Annotated in this window: 12 protein-coding genes; 11 read left to right on the top strand and 1 reads right to left on the bottom strand. The window is 43.4% G+C overall.

The window, feature by feature from the left end; genetic code table 11:
• Positions 1–2: 2 nt before the first annotated feature.
• Positions 3–1,361 (bottom strand): sigma-54-dependent transcriptional regulator, encoded by a 1,359-nt coding sequence (locus tag AB5443_RS09660; RefSeq protein ID WP_368114021.1) that lies wholly within the window; start codon positions 1,359–1,361, stop codon positions 3–5.
• A 378-nt stretch (positions 1,362–1,739) separates the two neighbouring features.
• Between AB5443_RS09660 and AB5443_RS09665 the strand changes: the two genes are divergently transcribed.
• The 11 genes from AB5443_RS09665 to AB5443_RS09715 all read left to right on the top strand — a co-directional run bounded on the left by AB5443_RS09665 (position 1,740) and on the right by AB5443_RS09715 (position 18,469).
• Positions 1,740–3,041 (top strand): TolC family protein, encoded by a 1,302-nt coding sequence (locus tag AB5443_RS09665; protein ID WP_368114020.1) that lies wholly within the window; start codon positions 1,740–1,742, stop codon positions 3,039–3,041.
• Between the two features lie 17 nt (positions 3,042–3,058).
• Positions 3,059–4,306, top strand: a complete 1,248-nt coding sequence (locus AB5443_RS09670) for an efflux RND transporter periplasmic adaptor subunit (protein WP_368114019.1) — start codon at positions 3,059–3,061, stop codon at positions 4,304–4,306.
• A gap of 74 nt (positions 4,307–4,380) precedes the next feature.
• Positions 4,381–5,097: an ABC transporter ATP-binding protein gene (locus tag AB5443_RS09675; protein ID WP_368114018.1), complete on the top strand. Its 717-nt coding sequence runs from the start codon at positions 4,381–4,383 to the stop codon at positions 5,095–5,097.
• Positions 5,094–7,514: an ABC transporter permease gene (locus AB5443_RS09680; RefSeq protein ID WP_368114017.1), complete on the top strand. Its 2,421-nt coding sequence runs from the start codon at positions 5,094–5,096 to the stop codon at positions 7,512–7,514. The genes AB5443_RS09675 and AB5443_RS09680 overlap by 4 nt, the downstream gene beginning before the upstream one ends.
• Before the next feature lie 417 nt (positions 7,515–7,931).
• Positions 7,932–8,684 (top strand): FadR/GntR family transcriptional regulator, encoded by a 753-nt coding sequence (locus tag AB5443_RS09685; RefSeq protein WP_044653863.1) that lies wholly within the window; start codon positions 7,932–7,934, stop codon positions 8,682–8,684.
• Positions 8,685–8,731: 47 nt separating this feature from the next.
• Complete coding sequence (locus AB5443_RS09690; protein WP_368114016.1) at positions 8,732–9,754, top strand: hypothetical protein; 1,023 nt, start codon at positions 8,732–8,734, stop codon at positions 9,752–9,754.
• A gap of 29 nt (positions 9,755–9,783) precedes the next feature.
• On the top strand, positions 9,784–10,695 hold the full coding sequence (locus AB5443_RS09695) for a dihydrodipicolinate synthase family protein (protein WP_368114015.1): 912 nt from the start codon (positions 9,784–9,786) through the stop codon (positions 10,693–10,695).
• Positions 10,696–10,812: 117 nt separating this feature from the next.
• On the top strand, positions 10,813–12,453 hold the full coding sequence (locus AB5443_RS09700; RefSeq protein ID WP_368114014.1) for an exo-alpha-sialidase: 1,641 nt from the start codon (positions 10,813–10,815) through the stop codon (positions 12,451–12,453).
• 3 nt (positions 12,454–12,456) lie between these two features.
• Positions 12,457–13,692, top strand: coding sequence for an MFS transporter (locus AB5443_RS09705; protein ID WP_022138937.1), 1,236 nt, complete (start codon positions 12,457–12,459; stop codon positions 13,690–13,692).
• An 18-nt stretch (positions 13,693–13,710) separates the two neighbouring features.
• Entirely contained in the window at positions 13,711–15,135 is a 1,425-nt protein-coding gene (locus tag AB5443_RS09710) for a sialate O-acetylesterase (protein ID WP_368114013.1), read from the top strand.
• 70 nt (positions 15,136–15,205) lie between these two features.
• A complete protein-coding gene (locus AB5443_RS09715; RefSeq protein WP_368114012.1) occupies positions 15,206–18,469 on the top strand; it encodes a SusC/RagA family TonB-linked outer membrane protein in 3,264 nt (1,087 codons plus the stop codon).
• Positions 18,470–18,476 lie beyond the last annotated feature (7 nt).

Raw genomic sequence — 18,476 nt, forward strand, 5'->3', positions numbered from 1 at the left:
GTTCAGGATTTGAAGCGTTTTAGTTTGTTATAGAGTGTCTGACGGCTGATTCCCAGTTGTTCGGCAGCGGCGGTCAGGTTTCCGTTGTTTTGCAGGATGGCTGTTTCAATGGCTTGCCTTTCCACTTCTTCCAGATTGGGGACAGTACTGGTGGTTTGCGGTTTCCAGGTTTGTTTTACCAGAATGTCTTTGGGACGTATCACGTTGCCTTCACATAAGATAACGGCTTTCTCGATAGCGTGTTGCAGTTCCCGGATATTGCCCGGCCAGTGGTAGGAGCGTAGTTTCTCAATCGTTTGCTCATGCATCCTCATTTCCGGACGTTGGTATTTGGAAGCGAAACGGTGGAGAAAGGTTTCGACGAACAGGAGTATGTCGTCACCCCGTTCACGCAATGGGGGGATTTCCAGGTGGATAGTGTTGATGCGGTAAAATAAGTCCTCGCGGAATAATCCTTGTTTCACCATTTCCGGAATGTCTTTATTGGTGGCGGAAATGAGCCGGATATCAACTGGGATGACTTTATTGCTCCCGATTCGGGTGATATTCCTGTTTTGTAGTACAGTCAGTAATTTGGCTTGCAGTGCGAGGGGAAGATTGCCAATCTCATCCATAAAAAGCGAACTGCCGCTGGCGGCTTCGAACTTTCCCGAACGGCTTTCGTAAGCGTCCGTAAAAGCCCCGCGCTCGTGTCCGAAAAGCTCGCTCTCGAAAAGAGATTCGCTGATAGCTCCCATGTCGATACTTAACATCGGGCGGGTATTGCGTGGGGACAGGCGGTGTATTTCCCTGGCCAACATTTCCTTTCCGGTTCCGTTTTCTCCGGTTATCAGGATATTGGCATCGGTCTTGGCTACTTTGTTGACTACCTTTATTAATTGCAGCATGGCGGGAGAGTGTCCTATCAGCATTTCCGGCTTGTTCGGATTGCCGGAGCCGGCGGTTTGGCTTTTTGATTTCGAGGAACTTTTCCCGTTTGATTTATGATTGTATGCTTCCTTTATTTTCTGAACCAGTGTCCGGTTATCCCAAGGTTTGAGAAGAAAATCGGTAGCTCCGTGCTTTAAGGCTTTTACGGCCAGTTCCACATCTCCATAGGCGGTCAGCATCACTACAGGGAGTGTGGGGCGGATTTCGTGAATACGTTTCAGCCAATACAATCCTTCGTTGCCATTATTGATACCGGCTGAAAAATTCATATCGAGGATTACGATATCAATGGAAGTGGTAGTGAGCAGTGTCGTTATCTGGTTAGGATTAGCGGCTGTACGGACTGTACTGAATTCATTTTCGAGCAAAAGCTCCAGTGAAGCCAACACGCTTTTATTATCATCTACTATTAAAATAGTTCCGGTTTCCATATATGTAAAATTGGGGGTATCTGTCTGGGTTGAATGATTCTCTAAGTTTTCGGGTAAAGATATTCGTTTTTGCTTTTCTCTGCAAGGGAGTGTCCAATAATTAGACATTTTATGATACATTTCTTGAAACATGGCTTTATTCTGTGTTCTGTCTAAGGAATATTTAGAGTCTGAACGTTTGATAATTGTTGTTTGCACGCAGGTTGGGCGGCTCTTTATTGATAACGTCCAGATTTTGGACGATATGGTGTGTAATAATTGGACGGAAATAAGATTAGATAATATATTATCTGTTTTATAATCAACGGCTTAAGATTTGTGGCATTGTGTTTGCTTTTTTATCTGCGTAACACACAATCCCATATATAATAGTAAAGAATGAGGAACATTTTCTTTTTATTGTTTTTATTTCCCCCGATTGCGTATGCTCAACCGACAATGAGTCTGGACGAATGTATCCGCCTGGCATGGAAGCAGAATCCTTCTATACGGAACAGTGCTATCGGCATAAAGGAAGCACGGGCGGATTATACTGCCGCTATCGGTACATTTCTTCCCCGCATAGTAGCCAACGCAGAAACAGGAAAGCGTTTCGGGCGTTCGATAGACCCGGATACCAATGGATATACGGAAAAAACTTTTGAAGAAGGAACAGTAGGTCTTGATATGACTTTGTCTTTGTTTGAAGGATTCTCACGTATCAATCAGGTTCGTTTTCGGAAAATGAATAGGGAACGCAGCGAGTGGGAACTGAAAGACAGGCAGAATGAACTCGCATATCAAGTGACGGATGCTTACTACAAACTGGTTTTGGAGAGAAAACTCCTGAATCTGGCCCTGGAACAAAGCCGGTTGAGCGAACGATATCTGAAACAAACCGAAGCATTTGTGGAACTGGGCTTGAAATCTGTTTCTGATTTGCAAGAGGTGAAAGCCCGCAGGGAAGGGGATATATATCGTTATCAGTCCCGTGCCAATAGTTGCCGGTTGGCATTGCTGCATTTGGAACAGTTGATGAACTTTCAGTCGGGCGATACACTTGTCATTCAGGATACGATTGCCGAATTGGACAAGCTCCCGTTACTTTCACTGCCGTCCACGGAAACATTGTATGGTCAATCTCTGGAAATACTTCCTGCCATGCGTATGATTGATTTAAAGCAGAAAGCTGCCCGCAAGGAATATGCAATGGCGGGCGGAGCTTTTTCTCCTTCTATTTATGCTCGTTTTACGGTCGGTTCCAATTTCTACAACACTGCATTTTCCGCCAGGCAATTACGGGATAATATAGGAAAGTATATCGGCATTGGTATCTCTTTCCCTTTGTTGAGTGGTTTTGAACGTCTGACGAATCAGAGGAAGCTGAAACTGAACCTGTATCGCCTGAAGAATGAAGAAGAACTGGAGAAGCAACAGCTATATACCGACATTGAGCAAACCCTTCTTTCCCTGCGTGCCGGATATATGGAACATCAACAGGTATTGCAACAGTTAAGTGCGGAGACTCAGGTTTTGAAAGAGTCCGAACGGAAATGGGAGGAAGGGCTTATCTCTGTCTTTCAGTTGATGGAAGCCCGCAATCGTTTTATCTCCGCTAAAGCAGAACTGGTTCGTGTACGTTTGCAGGTAGAGATGATGGTGAAATTGGAGAAATATTATCGGGAAGGAACTTTTTTATAAAAAACAGAATTAATCTTATGGATACACCTATTGAACGCAAGTCCGGCATTACCCGCAAACACCTATATATAATAGGTGGCATAACCTTTGCCATTGCCGTTATTTTATATTTCATGCTCAGGGATACCGCCTCTACCATGACTGTGGAGAAAGAACGCCTGACGATTGCCACCGTTGAGCGTGGTGAATTTAACGACTATATCCGTGTCATCGGTCAGGTAATGCCCAACCGTATTATTTATATGGATGCCGTGGAAGGCGGACGCGTGGAAGAACGTCTGAAAGAAGAAGGTGCCATGGTGAAGGCAGGCGACGTGATTCTGCGTCTCAGCAATCCGCTGCTGAACATCGGCATTATGCAGAGTGAAGCGGATTTGGCTTATCAGGAGAACGAACTCCGTAATACCCGTATCAGCATGGAACAGGAACGTCTGCGTTTGAAACAGGAGCGTATCGGACTGAATAAGGATAGGATGGTGAAACTGCGCCGTTACGAACAATACAGCCGCCTGATAAAAGAGCAGCTCATTGCACAAGAAGATTATCGCTTGGCTAAAGAGGAGTATGATGCTGCCAAAGAACAACTGGATGTCATTGACGAGCGCATCCGTCAAGACAATATCTTCCGTGAAAGCCAGGTAAGCAGCCTGGACGAGAACATACGTAACATGAAGCGAAGCCTTGCGCTGGTGCGCGAACGGATTGAGAACTTGAAAGTAAAAGCCCCTATTGACGGGCAGGTAGGTAACCTTGACGCACAGATAGGACAATCAATAGCGGCGGGCGAGCACATCGGTCAAATCATCACTCCTGATTTGAAAGTGCAGGCACAGATTGACGAGCACTACGTGGAGCGGGTTGTACCCGGATTGCCGGCTGACTTTACCCGGGACGGTGGCAGCTATAAACTGGAGGTGACAAAGCCCTATCCGGAAGTGAAAGAAGGACAGTTCCGTACCGACTTGCAGTTCACAGCCGGACGGCCGGAGAATATACGTGCGGGACAGACTTATCATATAAATCTTCAGTTGGGCGACCCTGCACAGGCTATTTTGGTGCCGCGTGGCGGATTTTTTCAAATAACCGGCGGGCGATGGATGTATGTTGTAGATGAAAGTGGTAAATTTGCTATTCGCCAGCCTATCCGCATCGGTCGACAAAATCCACAATACTATGAGGTCACCGAAGGATTGAAACCTGGAGACCGGGTAATTGTTTCCGGATATGAATTGTTTGGTGATAATGAGAAACTGATATTGAAATAAGGTCGTAATATGATAAATTACTTCTCACAAGTGATACTTTAAAATATGAATAACTAATAAATATTGAACTGATTATGATTAAGACTGAAAAACTTACAAAACTCTTCACAACCGAAGAAGTGCAGACAAAAGCTTTGAACGAAGTTACCTTGCAGGTGGAACGTGGAGAATTTGTAGCTATAATGGGGCCTTCGGGATGCGGTAAGTCCACACTGCTGAATATTTTGGGCACACTTGATTCTCCTACTTCCGGTTCTTATCTATTTGATGGGCAACAAGTGGATAAAATGAATGAGAACCAACTGACAGCTCTTAGGAAAGGCAATCTCGGCTTTATCTTCCAGAGTTTCAACCTGATTGACGAGCTGACCGTATATGAGAATGTGGAATTACCCCTTGTTTATCTGGGTGTCAAAGCCGACAAGCGCAAAGAAAGGGTAAATAAAGTACTCGAAAAAGTGAATCTGCTGCATTGTGCCAACCATTATCCCCAGCAACTGTCCGGAGGACAGCAACAGCGTGTAGCTATTGCCCGTGCCGTAGTGACGGACTGTAAATTGCTTCTCGCCGACGAACCTACTGGAAATCTGGACTCGGTGAACGGTATAGAAGTAATGGAACTGTTGAGCGAACTGAACCGTCAGGGGACTACTATCATCATCGTCACCCACTCCCAACGGGATGCCATGTACGCACACCGCATCGTCCAATTACTGGACGGACAGATTGTAGCCGAAAACATCAACCGTCCGCTGGAAAAGAATACATCATCTAAAAACGAAACCGTATGATAGGAAATTACTGGAATAGTGCCTGGCGGAATCTGATGAAACGAAAAAGGTTCAGTTTCATTAATATATTCGGATTGGCAGTTGGTATGGCATCGGCATTGCTGATTTTAACCTACGTGACCTTTGAATTCAGCTTTGATAAAATGCATACGAAGTATGACCATATCTACCGCGTGCAAAGTACGTTCCACGAAGGGGATGTGCTGACCGACTACTGGGCAAGCAGTTCTTTCGGATATGGTTCGGCTATGAAAGAGAACCTTGCCGGGATTGAAGATTATACCCGAATCGGTTCCCTGTTCCAGCCGGAACAAATCGTGAAATACGGAGAACTGACCTTGCGGGAGAATCAGATAGCTTATGCTGAGCCGAGTTTCTTTCGCCTTTTTGATTTCGAACTTCTGAAAGGGGATAAGAAAACCTGTCTTTCCATGCCTGGGCAAGTGGTAATTACCGAACGCATTGCCCACAAATATTTCAAAGATGAAGACCCCATCGGAAAGATACTCATCTTTACCGGAACGTACGATAAAATATCGTGTGAAGTGACCGGAGTGATGAAAGAAATGCCTTCCAACTCGCATATACATTACAGTTTTCTGATTTCTTATAAGTCTTTGCCCAAGTATGTGCAAGAGTATTGGTACAAACACGAGGCTTATACCTACGTCCTGCTCGACTCTCCCGAAAGGAAAGCGGAAATAGAGAAAGAATTTCCTGTAATGGCGGAAAAGTACAAGACGGATGAAGCGTTGAAAAACAAGATATGGGGAGTCTCTTTAATTCCTTTGGCGGATATACATCTCACTCCGCAGGTAGGATATGAAGCGGAGACAAAGGGAAACCGTTCTTCGATGATTGCCTTGATTTTCGCTGCCATTGCTATTTTGGCGATTGCCTGGATAAACTATATAAACCTTACCGTAGCCCGCTCAATGGAGCGTGCCAAAGAAGTGGGAGTACGGCGGGTAGTGGGAGCTTTCCGCAAGCAGTTGATTCACCAGTTCCTGTTTGAAGCATTGGTAATGAACTTGATAGCTTTTGTACTGGCCGTAGGATTGATAGAACTGATTCTTCCGTATTTTAATCAATTGGTAGGACGTACCGTAACCTTCTCCGTCTGGTTGATGGATTATTGGTGGATTTTACTTGTTTTTGTTTTCATTGCCGGGATATTCCTTTCCGGATATTATCCGGCATTGGCTTTGCTGAACCGGAAACCGATTACGCTATTGAAAGGAAAATTCCTGCATGGCAAATCCGGCGAGCGAACACGGAAAGTATTGGTTATCATTCAATACACGGCTTCGATGATATTGCTTTGCGGCACATTGATTGTCTTTGCGCAGTTGAACTTTATGCGCAGCCAGTCTTTGGGAGTAAAGACTAATCAGACATTGGTGGTCAAGTTCCCCGGTCATACCGAAGGACTGAATACAAAACTGGAAGCGATGAAGAAAGCAATAGCCCGTTTGCCTTTAGTGCATCAGGTTACTTTTTCCGGTGCAGTGCCGGGTGAGGAAGTGGCAACTTTCCTTTCCAACCGTCGCACCAATGATGCCTTGAAGCAGAACCGCTTGTATGAAATGCTTGCTTGTGACCCCGATTATGTGGATGCCTATGGACTGCAAGTCGTAGCCGGAAGAAGTTTCTCGGAAGACTATGGAGACGATGTGGATAAACTGGTGATTAACGAAACGGCTGTACGTAACCTAGGCTTTACGTCTAATGATGAGGCGATAGGGGAGTTGGTGACCGTTGAATGTACCGATGCTCCGATGCAGATTATCGGGGTCGTGAAGGATTATCATCAACAGGCGTTGAGCAAGAATTATACCCCCATCATGCTGATTCATAAAGATAAGATTGACTGGTTGCCACAACGCTATATTTCTATTGTAATGACTTCCGGTGACCCTCGTGAACTGGTATCACAGGTACATGAGATTTGGAACCAATACTTTGCGGATTCCAGTTTCGATTACTTCTTCCTCGACCAGTTCTTCGACCATCAGTATCGTCAGGATGAAGTGTTCGGTGTGATGATTGGCTCTTTCACCGGTCTGGCTATTTTCATTTCCTGTTTGGGACTTTGGGTATTGGTCATGTTTTCCTGTTCTACCCGTACCAAAGAAATGGGAATACGCAAAGTGCTCGGTGCTTCCCGTTGGACACTCTTTTATCAGTTGGTCAAGGGATTCTTCCAGTTGATTCTGATAGCGGTTATCATTGCTCTTCCGGTAGCCTGGTTCAGCATGAATGTCTGGTTGAGTCATTATGCTTTCCGTACGGACTTGAAGGCATGGTTCTTTATTGTACCTGTATTGCTGATGCTGTTTATCTCATTTATAACAGTAGCTTTCCAGACCATGAAGATAATAATGAGCAAACCTGCCCGTTCTTTACGATATGAATAATCTCTGAATCACTCAATCGGGTATTCGTTAATATCCGATTGATTTATGTTAAATGTTAACGAGTCTGTTGCTTTTATTAAACCATGTTATAAGATGAGCTGCTTTGCTTCGAAAATTTGGAGATATGCGGAAAGTACGTATCTTTGCAATGTGTTTTTCATAGTATTAGATTTAAGGTTAACAAAAAAGATTGGCTGTCTGGGATAGATAGCCTTTTTTTATGCCCTTTATTGTCCTTCTATTTTTCACAAGTATATCTCATCTCCTGATTCTTTTCCGTTCATCTCCTAAAATATGTTTTTCAACACATATGCTTATTTTTCTATTATTATCTTCTTGTATTCTAAAAAAAATCTCTTAATATTGCATTTGTATTATTTGTCAGACAAATAATACAAATAACAAAAATCTAATGATATGAAGATAGAAATCAATCAAACAACGTTAATTGACCAGGTAGAAGACAGTCTACTTACCTACTTTAAAAAGAATGATTTGGGACGTGGGGACTCTATTCCTAATGAGAATAGTTTGGCGGCTGAACTGGGAGTTGCAAGAAGTGTGGTTAGAGAGGCACTGAGCCGTCTGAAAATGATGGGGTTGATTCATGCGCGTCCCCGTAAGGGAATGGTTCTGACCGAGCCCTCTATTTTGGGAGGAATGAAAAGAGTGATAGACCCTCGTGTTTTAAGTGAAGAAACAATTTTGGATTTGCTGGATTTCAGAATCGCGCTCGAAATAGGTATATCAAGTGATATATTCCGTAAAATAACTCCCAAGGATATTGAGGAATTGAGTGAAATTGTAAAAATGGGAATTGTTTTTGAAAATAACGAATATGCATTAATCAGTGAATCGGCTTTTCATACGAAATTATATAAAATCACCGGAAATAAAATCATATCCGAATTCCAGGAAATCATTCATCCTATACTTGTCTATGTGAAAGAAAAATTCAAGGACTACTTAAAGCCCATAAATATAGAGATGAGTAAAAGCGGGCGGATAGCTACTCATGCCGATTTGCTGGATTTTATCAAAAAAGGGGATGAGAAAGGATACCGGGATGCCATCGAAAGACATTTTGAGGTTTATAAGATTTTCAAAGTAAACCGGAGTCAGGAGTTGCTGGCGGAGAAAGAGGAGAATGAAAAGGCGGAAAGTCTATGAAAAAGCGGCATCTGATAATTTTATGTTTATCCTTAATAGTATTGTCTATGAGTACGTCTTGTTTTAGAAAAGAAGAAAAGAGGATAGAGGCACAATGGGAAAATGCATTGTTGCTTCCGGGATGTGCCGGCATGCCGGAGAATATCGGATTAGCGGGGGCATATTCCGGGATAGTGGAAGGAAAGCTGCTTGTGCTGGGTGGAGCAAATTTTCCGGATAGGTATCCTTGGGAAGGAGGTACTAAGACTTGGTGGTCTGCTTTATATAGCTATGACTTGGATACAAAGAACTGGTCTGTTTTTGATGATTTCCTTGGCCGGCCGCTTGCTTATGGGGTTTCAATAAGTTTGACGGAAGGTTTATTGTGTATCGGTGGATGCGACCGTGTGCAGTGTAGCAATAAAGTATTTCTTATAAAAAAAGAAAGAGATTCGTTTGTAATAGATTCTGTCAGTTATCCATCTTTGCCGGTTCCGTTGGCTAATGCAACGGGGGCTGTTTGTGGTAATTGTATTTATATTGCTGGGGGGCAGGAGTCTATGGTAAATGAACGGTCAACTCATCATTTTTATATGCTTGATTTACTTCATAAGGAGAAGGGATGGCAGAAAATGCCGGCTTGGGACGGTCCTTCCCTTTTCTATGCAGTAGGCGTGGTTCAAAGCGGGAAGTTTTACCTCTTCAGCGGAAGAAGCTATGCACCGGATAAGGCGATGACGGAATATACGGAGGGGTACGTATTTGAACCGGACAGCAAGCAATGGGACAAGTTGACCGATACTTTTCCGGTAATGGCGGGAACTGCTGTTCCGTATGAAAACGATAAGATAATTTTATTAGGTGGAGTGGAAGAACTGTTGCCGACCTCTCCTGAACATCCCGGTTTCAGCCGTAAAGTACGGATATTAAGTACAGAGACAAACAGATTGATTGATACGATTGATTGCCCTTATCCCATTCCTGTTACCACAAATGCTGTATATACGCAAGATACAGTTTATATTGTGAGTGGGGAGGTACAACCCGGCATACGGACACCGTTAATCTTGAAAGGAATTTTCCGAAAGTGAAATAAAATAATAATCTAATTAAATGCATTATGAAAAATTATGAAAGACTGGAAGGTATGGTTGCGGCCACCTTCACCCCAATGGATGAAAATGGGGATGTGAATTTATCTGTTATTGATAAGTATGCTGACTGGATAGCATCAACTCCTGTGAAAGGGGTATTTGTGTGTGGTACGACCGGTGAGTTTTCTTCGTTGACGATTGACGAGCGTAAGGCAATTCTTGAAAAATGGGTGGCTTCTGCTGCCAAGCGTTTCAAGGTGATTGCTCATGTCGGCTCAAACTGCCAGCGGGACGCAATGGAACTGGCACGTCATGCGGCACAGGCGGGAGCTGATGCCATCGCTTCAATTGCCCCTTCTTTTTTCAAACCGGGGACAGTAGATGAACTGGTTGATTTCTTTGCACCGATTTGCCGGGCTGCCGGTGAGTTGCCTTTCTATTATTATAATATGCCGTCAATCACAGGGGTTAACTTGCCGGTGGATAAATTTTTGGTAGAGGGTAAGAAGAAAATGCCAAATTTGGTAGGTACGAAGTTTACTCATAATAACTTGATGGAGATGGGGGCTTGCATCGACTTGGAACAGCATAAGTTTGAAGTATTGCATGGCTTTGACGAAATTCTGATTGCCGGTTTGTCTATGGGAGCAGTGGCAGGTGTAGGAAGTACGTATAATTATATCCCTAATGTCTACCATGCCATCTTCGAATCAATGAAGAAAAATGATGTGGAGATGGCGCGTGCCTGGCAAATGAAGTCTATTCGTACGGTAGAGGTGATTATTAGATATGGCGGCGGCGTACGTGGCGGTAAAGCTATCATGAAATTGATAGGCATTGATTGTGGCAGTTGCCGGTTACCGATAAAAGCTTTTTCAGTGGAAGAGTATGAAAAACTGAAAGGTGATTTGGATGCGATAAAATTCTTTGAGTTCTAGTGATATGAAAGAGGAGATGACAGTAAAAGTGTATTGCTGGGGTTAGCTACTTTACTTCCTGTCTATCTCCCCCTAATCTAGTTAAATGCGTTCAAATTTACCTAAAATAAAGATACTATGAAAGTAAGTAAGAAAATATTTATCATATTTTCGATGATTTTATTATGGATACCGGATATATCTTTGGGTAAAGATATAAGTTTCGAACTGGAAAGACCTGCCATCCCTGTTTTGGTCAAGAAGCAAATTAATCCAACTATTAAGGCAACTTTGATTCAAACAGAGAACCGCCCTTACGTCATTCGTCAAATTGATGTTGACTTGCAGGGAAGTACGGATTTGTCTGATATTGTTTCTGTTGCGGTGTACGGAGTTCATAAAAACGGGCTGATAGATGAATCCCGTCTGATGTGTAAACCGCTACCTGCTGCACGGAAAATATCTTTTACAGATAATATACAGGTGAAAGATGATTCCTTGTCTTTCTGGATAGCAGTGACCTTGAAAGATACGGTTTCATTGGCACACCGTATTAGTGTGAATTGTAGCCGGATAAAAACGAGTCGGGGAGAACTGAAAGCCTTGAATAAGGAGGCTATACCCCTGCGAGTAGGAGTTGCCTTAAGACAGAAAGGACAGGATGGCATTGTTTCTTCACGTATTCCGGGGTTGGCTACCAGTAACAACGGAACTCTATTGGCTATATTTGATGCCCGTTATGATTTGGCTCGCGATTTACAGGGAAACATAGATATCGCTCTTCATCGGAGTCTTGACAAAGGACTGACATGGCAACCCATCCAGACGGTATTGGATATGGGAGAATGGGGAGGACTGCCGCAAAAGTTTAATGGAGTAAGTGATGCCTGTATCCTTGTGGATAGAAATACGAATGACATTTATATAGCCGGATTGTGGATGCACGGTGCATTGGATGATAATGGCAAGTGGATAGAGAGCCTGAATGAAAACAGTACTTACTGGATACATCAGTGGCGGAAGAAAGGTTCGCAGCCGGGAACCGGTCTGAAAGAAACCTGCCAGTTCTTGATAACTAAGAGTACGGACGACGGACTGACATGGAGTTTTCCTGATAACATAACAGGCAAGACCAAACGTCCTGAGTGGTGGCTATTCGCTCCGGCTCCCGGACAAGGGATTACACTGGCGGACGGTACTTTAGTCTTTCCTACGCAGGGACGTGATGAGAAAGGTACTGCATTTTCCAATATTACATATAGTAAAGACTATGGAAAAACATGGATAACCAGTAATCCGGCTTACTCAAATGTGACGGAATGTAATGTAGCTCAGTTAAGCGATGGCACTGTGATGCTGAATATGCGTGATAATAGAAACCGGGGGAACAAAGAAATAAATGGCCGGAGAATCTGTACGACAACGGACTTAGGCGGGACGTGGACAGAGCATCCCACGTCGCGGAAGTCATTGGTGGAACCGACTTGTATGGCAAGCCTGCACCGGCATGATTATACTGTGAACGGAGAAAAGAGAAGCATACTTTTATTTGCCAATCCCAGCGATTATAAGACACGGGATAAATTGACTTTGAAGGTTAGTTTTGATGACGGAATGACATGGCCTGAGAAATACTGGATTCTGTTTGACCAATATCGTAGTGCCGGTTATTCCAGTATCACGTCAATAGATGAAAATTCAATAGGGATATTATATGAGAGCAGCCAGGCAAATATGGCTTTTATTAAAATTGATTTGACGGAAATTCTAAACAGGTAGGTCATGAACAGTAAAACTTCAAATATATATCCTTGGGTGGTAGTCGGATTACTATGGGGAGTTGCTTTACTCAACTATATGGACAGGCAGATGCTTTCTACCATGCGGATTCCTATGATGGCAGATGTCCGTGAGTTGGAATCGGCAGCTAATTTCGGCAGATTGATGGCGGTCTTCTTGTGGATATACGGACTGATGAGTCCCATTTCCGGGATTATCGGTGACCGTATGAGTCGCAAATGGTTGATTGTAGGTAGTTTGTGTGTATGGTCCGGGGTTACTTACCTGATGGGGTATGCTACTACTTTTGACCAACTCTATTGGCTTCGTGGAATTATGGGAATAAGTGAAGCATTGTATTTGCCTGCCGCCTTATCTCTGATAGCTGATTTTCATCAGGATAAGACACGTTCGCTGGCAGTGGGAATACATATGACGGGACTTTATGTCGGACAGGCGATAGGTGGTTTCGGAGCTACTTTTGCCGCCATGTATTCCTGGCATAGCACATTCCACTGGTTTGGTATTATTGGTATTGGCTATGGTGCCATTCTGGCTTTTTTCTTACGGGATAAGGAAAGAGGAACTGTCTCTGTCATACAGGAGAAAGTGAAAAAGATACCGGTTCTGAAAAGTTTGGGTATGTTGTTCTCCAACGTCTTTTTCTGGATTATCCTGTTTTACTTCTGCGTGCCGGGCACCCCGGGATGGGCGGCCAAAAACTGGTTGCCGACTCTCTTTTCTGAGAGCTTGTCTATTGATATTTCCGTGGCAGGACCGATGTCTACCATTTCCATTGCTTTATCTTCACTGTTCGGAGTATTAGTCGGCGGATATATATCTGACCGATGGGTACTCAAGAATGTACGTGGAAGAGTGTATACGGGAGCCTTGGGATTAGGCTTTATTATCCCCTCTTTATTGTTTATCGGATTCGGTCATTCCATTTTCGCATTGGTGATGGGAACGGTTCTGTTCGGCGTGGGTTTCGGAATGTTCGACGCAAATAATATGCCGATTCTTTGCCAGTTTGTTTCAGCCCGTTACAGGGCAACGGCTTATGGTATTATGAATATGTGCGGAGTATTTGCGGGAGCGGCGATAACGAGTATCTTGGGAGAATCTACAGATGCCGGACATTTGGGACGTGACTTTGCGTTTTTGGCAATATTCGTCTTGATTATGCTGGTCATTCTGGTCACATGTCTGCGTCCTAAGACTATTGATATGAAGGATTAATATTTAAAATTATAAGTCATGAAAAAAGTACTATGCATAATTGTCGGTATGCTTTGTCTTTTACCTTTGGAGGCCAAGGTAAAGCTACCATCAATTATAGGGAATGATATGGTATTGCAGCAGAATACCAATGCTAACTTGTGGGGATGGGCTGCCCGTCTTCGGAAAATCACGGTTAAAACATCTTGGGATAATAAAGTGTATACAACCACTTCCGCATCGGACGGTACATGGAAGCTACAAGTAGAGACACCTGTTGCCGGTGGTCCTTATACCATTACTATATCCGACGGAGAACCGGTGACACTTACGAATGTTCTGATAGGGGAAGTATGGTTATGTTCGGGACAGTCGAATATGGAGATGCCAGTGAAAGGATTTAGGGGACAACCGGTAAAAGGTTCGTGTGATGCAATTGCAACAGCTCTTCCGTCCGATAATATTCGTATGATTACGCTTAAAATAAACAGTAGCCAGACATTGTTGGATGATTGCGTGGCAACTCCCTGGATGGAGTCTACACCGGCTAATGTCGCGGATTTCAGTGCCACTGCTTATTTCTTTGCAAACTATCTGCGTAAAGTTCTGAATGTACCGGTAGGTGTCATTTGTTCCAGTTGGGGCGGCTCCAAGATTGAGTCATGGATTAATAAAGAGGTATATACGGAAAAGTTTCCGGAAATATCTTTGTCGGCACTGACCAAAGACCCAAAAGACATTGCCAGACCGAAAGATGAACCTACATTATTGTATAATGCGATGATTCATCCGATAAAGCAATTCACCATTAAAGGTACTATTTGGTATCAGGGAGAAAGCAATCTGAATAATCCGCAGGTATATAGGCGATTGTTTCCGGCAATGGTAAAGTCTTGGCGAAAAGAATGGAATCAAGGTGAATTTCCTTTTTATTATGTGCAGATAGCTCCCTATGATTATGGGCGGAAAAACGCGGACAAGACGGAAGCTGCTGAAATTCGCCAGGTGCAACTGGAATGTTTGAAGGAAATTCCCAATGCAGGTATGGTTGTTACGGCGGATATTGGAAATCGTACTTGTGTGCATCCCTCTGACAAAGCGAACGTAGGGAAAAGGCTCGCTTTGTGGGCGTTAGCTAAAACTTACCAGCGTAGCGGAACACCTTATAGCGGACCTCTCTACAAGTCTTTTACAATAGATAAAGAAAAGGTGGTTGTAGAGTTCGATTACGCAGAAATGGGGATGACATCTTATGACCGGGAAATTGTCGGATTTGAGGTTGCCGGAAAAGATGGTGTCTATTATCCGGCGAAGGCTGTTCTTTTTGATAATAAAACCAAAGTGGTGTTGACCAGTGAACAAGTTCCCGAACCGGTAGGGGTTAAATATGGATTCAGGAATTATCAGCCCTTGAATTTATTTTCAAACTTCGGATTACCGGCTTCTCCTTTTGTCGCAAAATAATTTTATAATATATGAAACAAGAAAATAGAAAAACCTGAAATTTGAGTTATTAACTTGTAATCTGTAATTTATGTTAAATGCATTTTTATTAAAGAGTAAGCTATTCCGCATATTGGGTATCTTACTGGTTATCCTCTCTTTCTGTGTGCCTGCATTTTCGGCTTCATTTGAAGTCTCAGGCATAGAACAAAAGAAGGTAACTGTAAACGGAGTTGTTTTGGACGATACACGCGAACCGTTAATAGGGGTTTCGGTTCTGGTGAAAGGTTCTCAACAAGGAACAGTGACAGATTTGGATGGGAAATATTCCATCACTGCACCGGCAGACGGTATTTTAGTTTTTTCATTTGTAGGAATGGAAAAACAGGAAATACCGGTAAAGGGACGGAACAATATTCTGGTGACGATGAGAAGCAGTTCGGTTGCTTTGTCGGATGTCGTTGTTATCGGATATGGTAAACAGTCCAAGGCAGCGTTGACTGGTGCTATCACTAAGGTGGATTCAAAAGATATGGCTATTTCGCCAACGGGAAATCCGATGTCAATGTTACAGGGAAAAGTGCCGGGAATGGAAATCCGTGTAAATTCCGGTCAACCGGGAGCTGACCCTCAGATTATAGTGCGTGGCGGAACGACTACCGCACCTGAGAGTGATTCTCCTATGGTAATCATTGACGGTGTAATTCGTACTATGAAGGATATCAACTATGCGGATATAGAAACGATACAAGTACTGAAGGACGCTGCTTCGACGGCTATTTATGGTTCAAAGGCTTCCCGTGGTATTGTGATGATTACGACTAAGCAAGGTAAAGCTGGCAAAGGGAGTATCTCTTTTAGCTATGGTTTGTCTGTAGACCACCAACCGAAGAGAATGCCGTTGTCCGGTGCCCGTGAATACCTGACCGCAACCCGTACGGCTGCGTTACATGCGACCGACCCGGATAAATATCTGTCAGGTACGTTTGCGATGAGTACTGCCAACAAACGGAACGCTCTGAATACGACTGCTTTCCTGGATGACTATATCACCAATTATGGTCAGGGGTATGTAGAAGACCTGCTGTATAATCAAGGGTGGGAGATGATGGAAGACCCGGCCAATCCCGGCAAGATGTTGATTTTCAAAGAAACAGATTTCCAGGATAATCTTTTTCAAACGCCGGTCAATCATGATTTTAATATAAACTTCAGTGGTGGCAACGAGAAAGCGACTTACTATATGAGTTTGGGGTATCTTACTCAAGATGGTATTGTGGTAGGTACTAATTACAACCGTTGGAGTTTTCTGACAAATGCTTCGTATAAGATTCGCAAGAACCTTACAGTAAGAGGTATGGTAAACTACTCCATGAGAACGACCGCGGGCATTAACGAGAACAATGTAATGTCACGGGCTGCCAAGATGCCACCTACGGTACGCCAATATTATGAAGATGGAACTCCGGCTCCGGGCGAATTGACAAGCTCATTCCGTACCCGTCTGCATGAAGTTTATTATCAGGAAAAAGAAAATAGGGTGAGCCGAATCAACCTCTCAGCCGAACTGGACTGGGAAATTATTCCGGGATTACATCTCAAACCGATGTTCTCGTACACTAATAATGAAGGTAAAGACCATAATTTCGAGAGATATAATGAGGTGGTGAAAAATAGACCGGTGTCCGAAGCTCATAATATGGACTTGCATTATCAGTATGACCTTGTTTTGAACTATACGAAGACAATAAAGGATAAACATAATCTGGATTTGATGGCAGGCGGCAATTATATTTATGATAACTGGTATCGTTTCAGCGGTTCCGGTTATGGCGGAACATCAGATTATATTGAGACGCTGAATGGTATTGCGACAGAATCAGCCAAGACCACTTCCACTTTTGAAGAAAAGAAGATGAACAGTTACTTCGGTCGTGTCAATTACAATTATGATATGAGATACCTCTTCTCCGCAAGTATCCGTTATGACGGTTCTTCCCATTTTGCAGCCAATCATAAGTTTGCTGCTTTTCCGGGTGTATCTGCCGGATGGAATATGCATCGTGAGGCTTTCTTTGAACCTTTGTCGAAAGTTGTCAGCAATTTGAAGCTTAGAGCCAGTTGGGGAAAAACAGGATATGACAATCTTGCGCTGGAGAATACGGAAGGCTCTTATGAAGCCGGTAAGAACTATGCAGGCGAAGCAGGTATTTTGAATACAGTGCTTATGAACCGCAATCTGTTATGGGAAGAAACGACTTCGACCGATTTGGGGCTAGAAGCCGGTTTTCTGAATAACCGTATCAATCTGTCTTTCGACGCTTATTATAAAAAGACAACGAACCGTTTGTTGAACGAGAACTTATGGTCGGAAACGGGATTTGCTTCAATCAAGTCCAATTTCGGTTCTTTGAACACGAAAGGGGTGGAAATAGCCATCAATGCGATTCCCATACAAACCCATGATTTCCGTTGGAATGTAGATGCCAATTTCTCGATTTGGAGAACAACTATCGGTAAGTTACCCAATAATGGAGCAGACAAGAACCGTACCGGCGGTGGAATCATTTTCGACCCGAAGTTGGGAAAATATGTTGAAGTAGGTGGATTTGCGGAAGGAGAACGCTTCGGTTCCCGTTTTGCTTATCAGTTGGATGGAGTTTATTCAACGGATGAAGATGCGGCTAACGCTCCGTATGATGAAGGTGTATCTTCCGGTTGGCTGGGTAAAGGAAAATGTGCGGGTGACGCCATTTGGCGTGATGTGGATGGAAACGGTATCATCAATTCTAAAGATATGGTGTTTGTAGGTTATATTCACCCTGATAAGATGGGGTCTTTCAACAATACTTTCACTTATAAGAATTTTACTTTACGGATTGCCACGGACTTCTCATTAGGAAATGTGATTGATAATCATTTCAGGGCACAGGCGAACGCAAATTCACGGAATAATTTTGCAACGATTCATGATGTAGCCAGTAGCAAGATGTGGCACAAACCGGGTGATATAGCTTCTATTCCCCGTTATGATGTAGAGTCCGACTGGGATAACGGAAAGCGTAATCATGGGCGTCCAAGCAGTTCTACTATTGGTTTTAGTGGCGGTAGTGCCAATACCTTATATATAAAGAAAGGTGATTATCTGGCATTTCGTGAAGTCTCCCTTTCGTATCCGCTGCGTACCAAGTGGCTGCGTGCCGCTAAGATTGAAACGCTGGACTTGACGGCGGCTGTCTATAATTTAGGATATTGGACTGCTTATGACGGACTTACTCCTGAGGTAATTGGTGCTGATGCCGGTAAATATTCCCGTCCGCGTCAGTTTATATTCTCTGTAAAATTTACAATGTAACATTAAA

The organism is Bacteroides sp. RTP21281st1_H5_RTP21281_210402, assembly GCF_040918965.1.
In the GTDB taxonomy this organism is placed as follows: Bacteria; Bacteroidota; Bacteroidia; order Bacteroidales; family Bacteroidaceae; genus Bacteroides; species Bacteroides congonensis.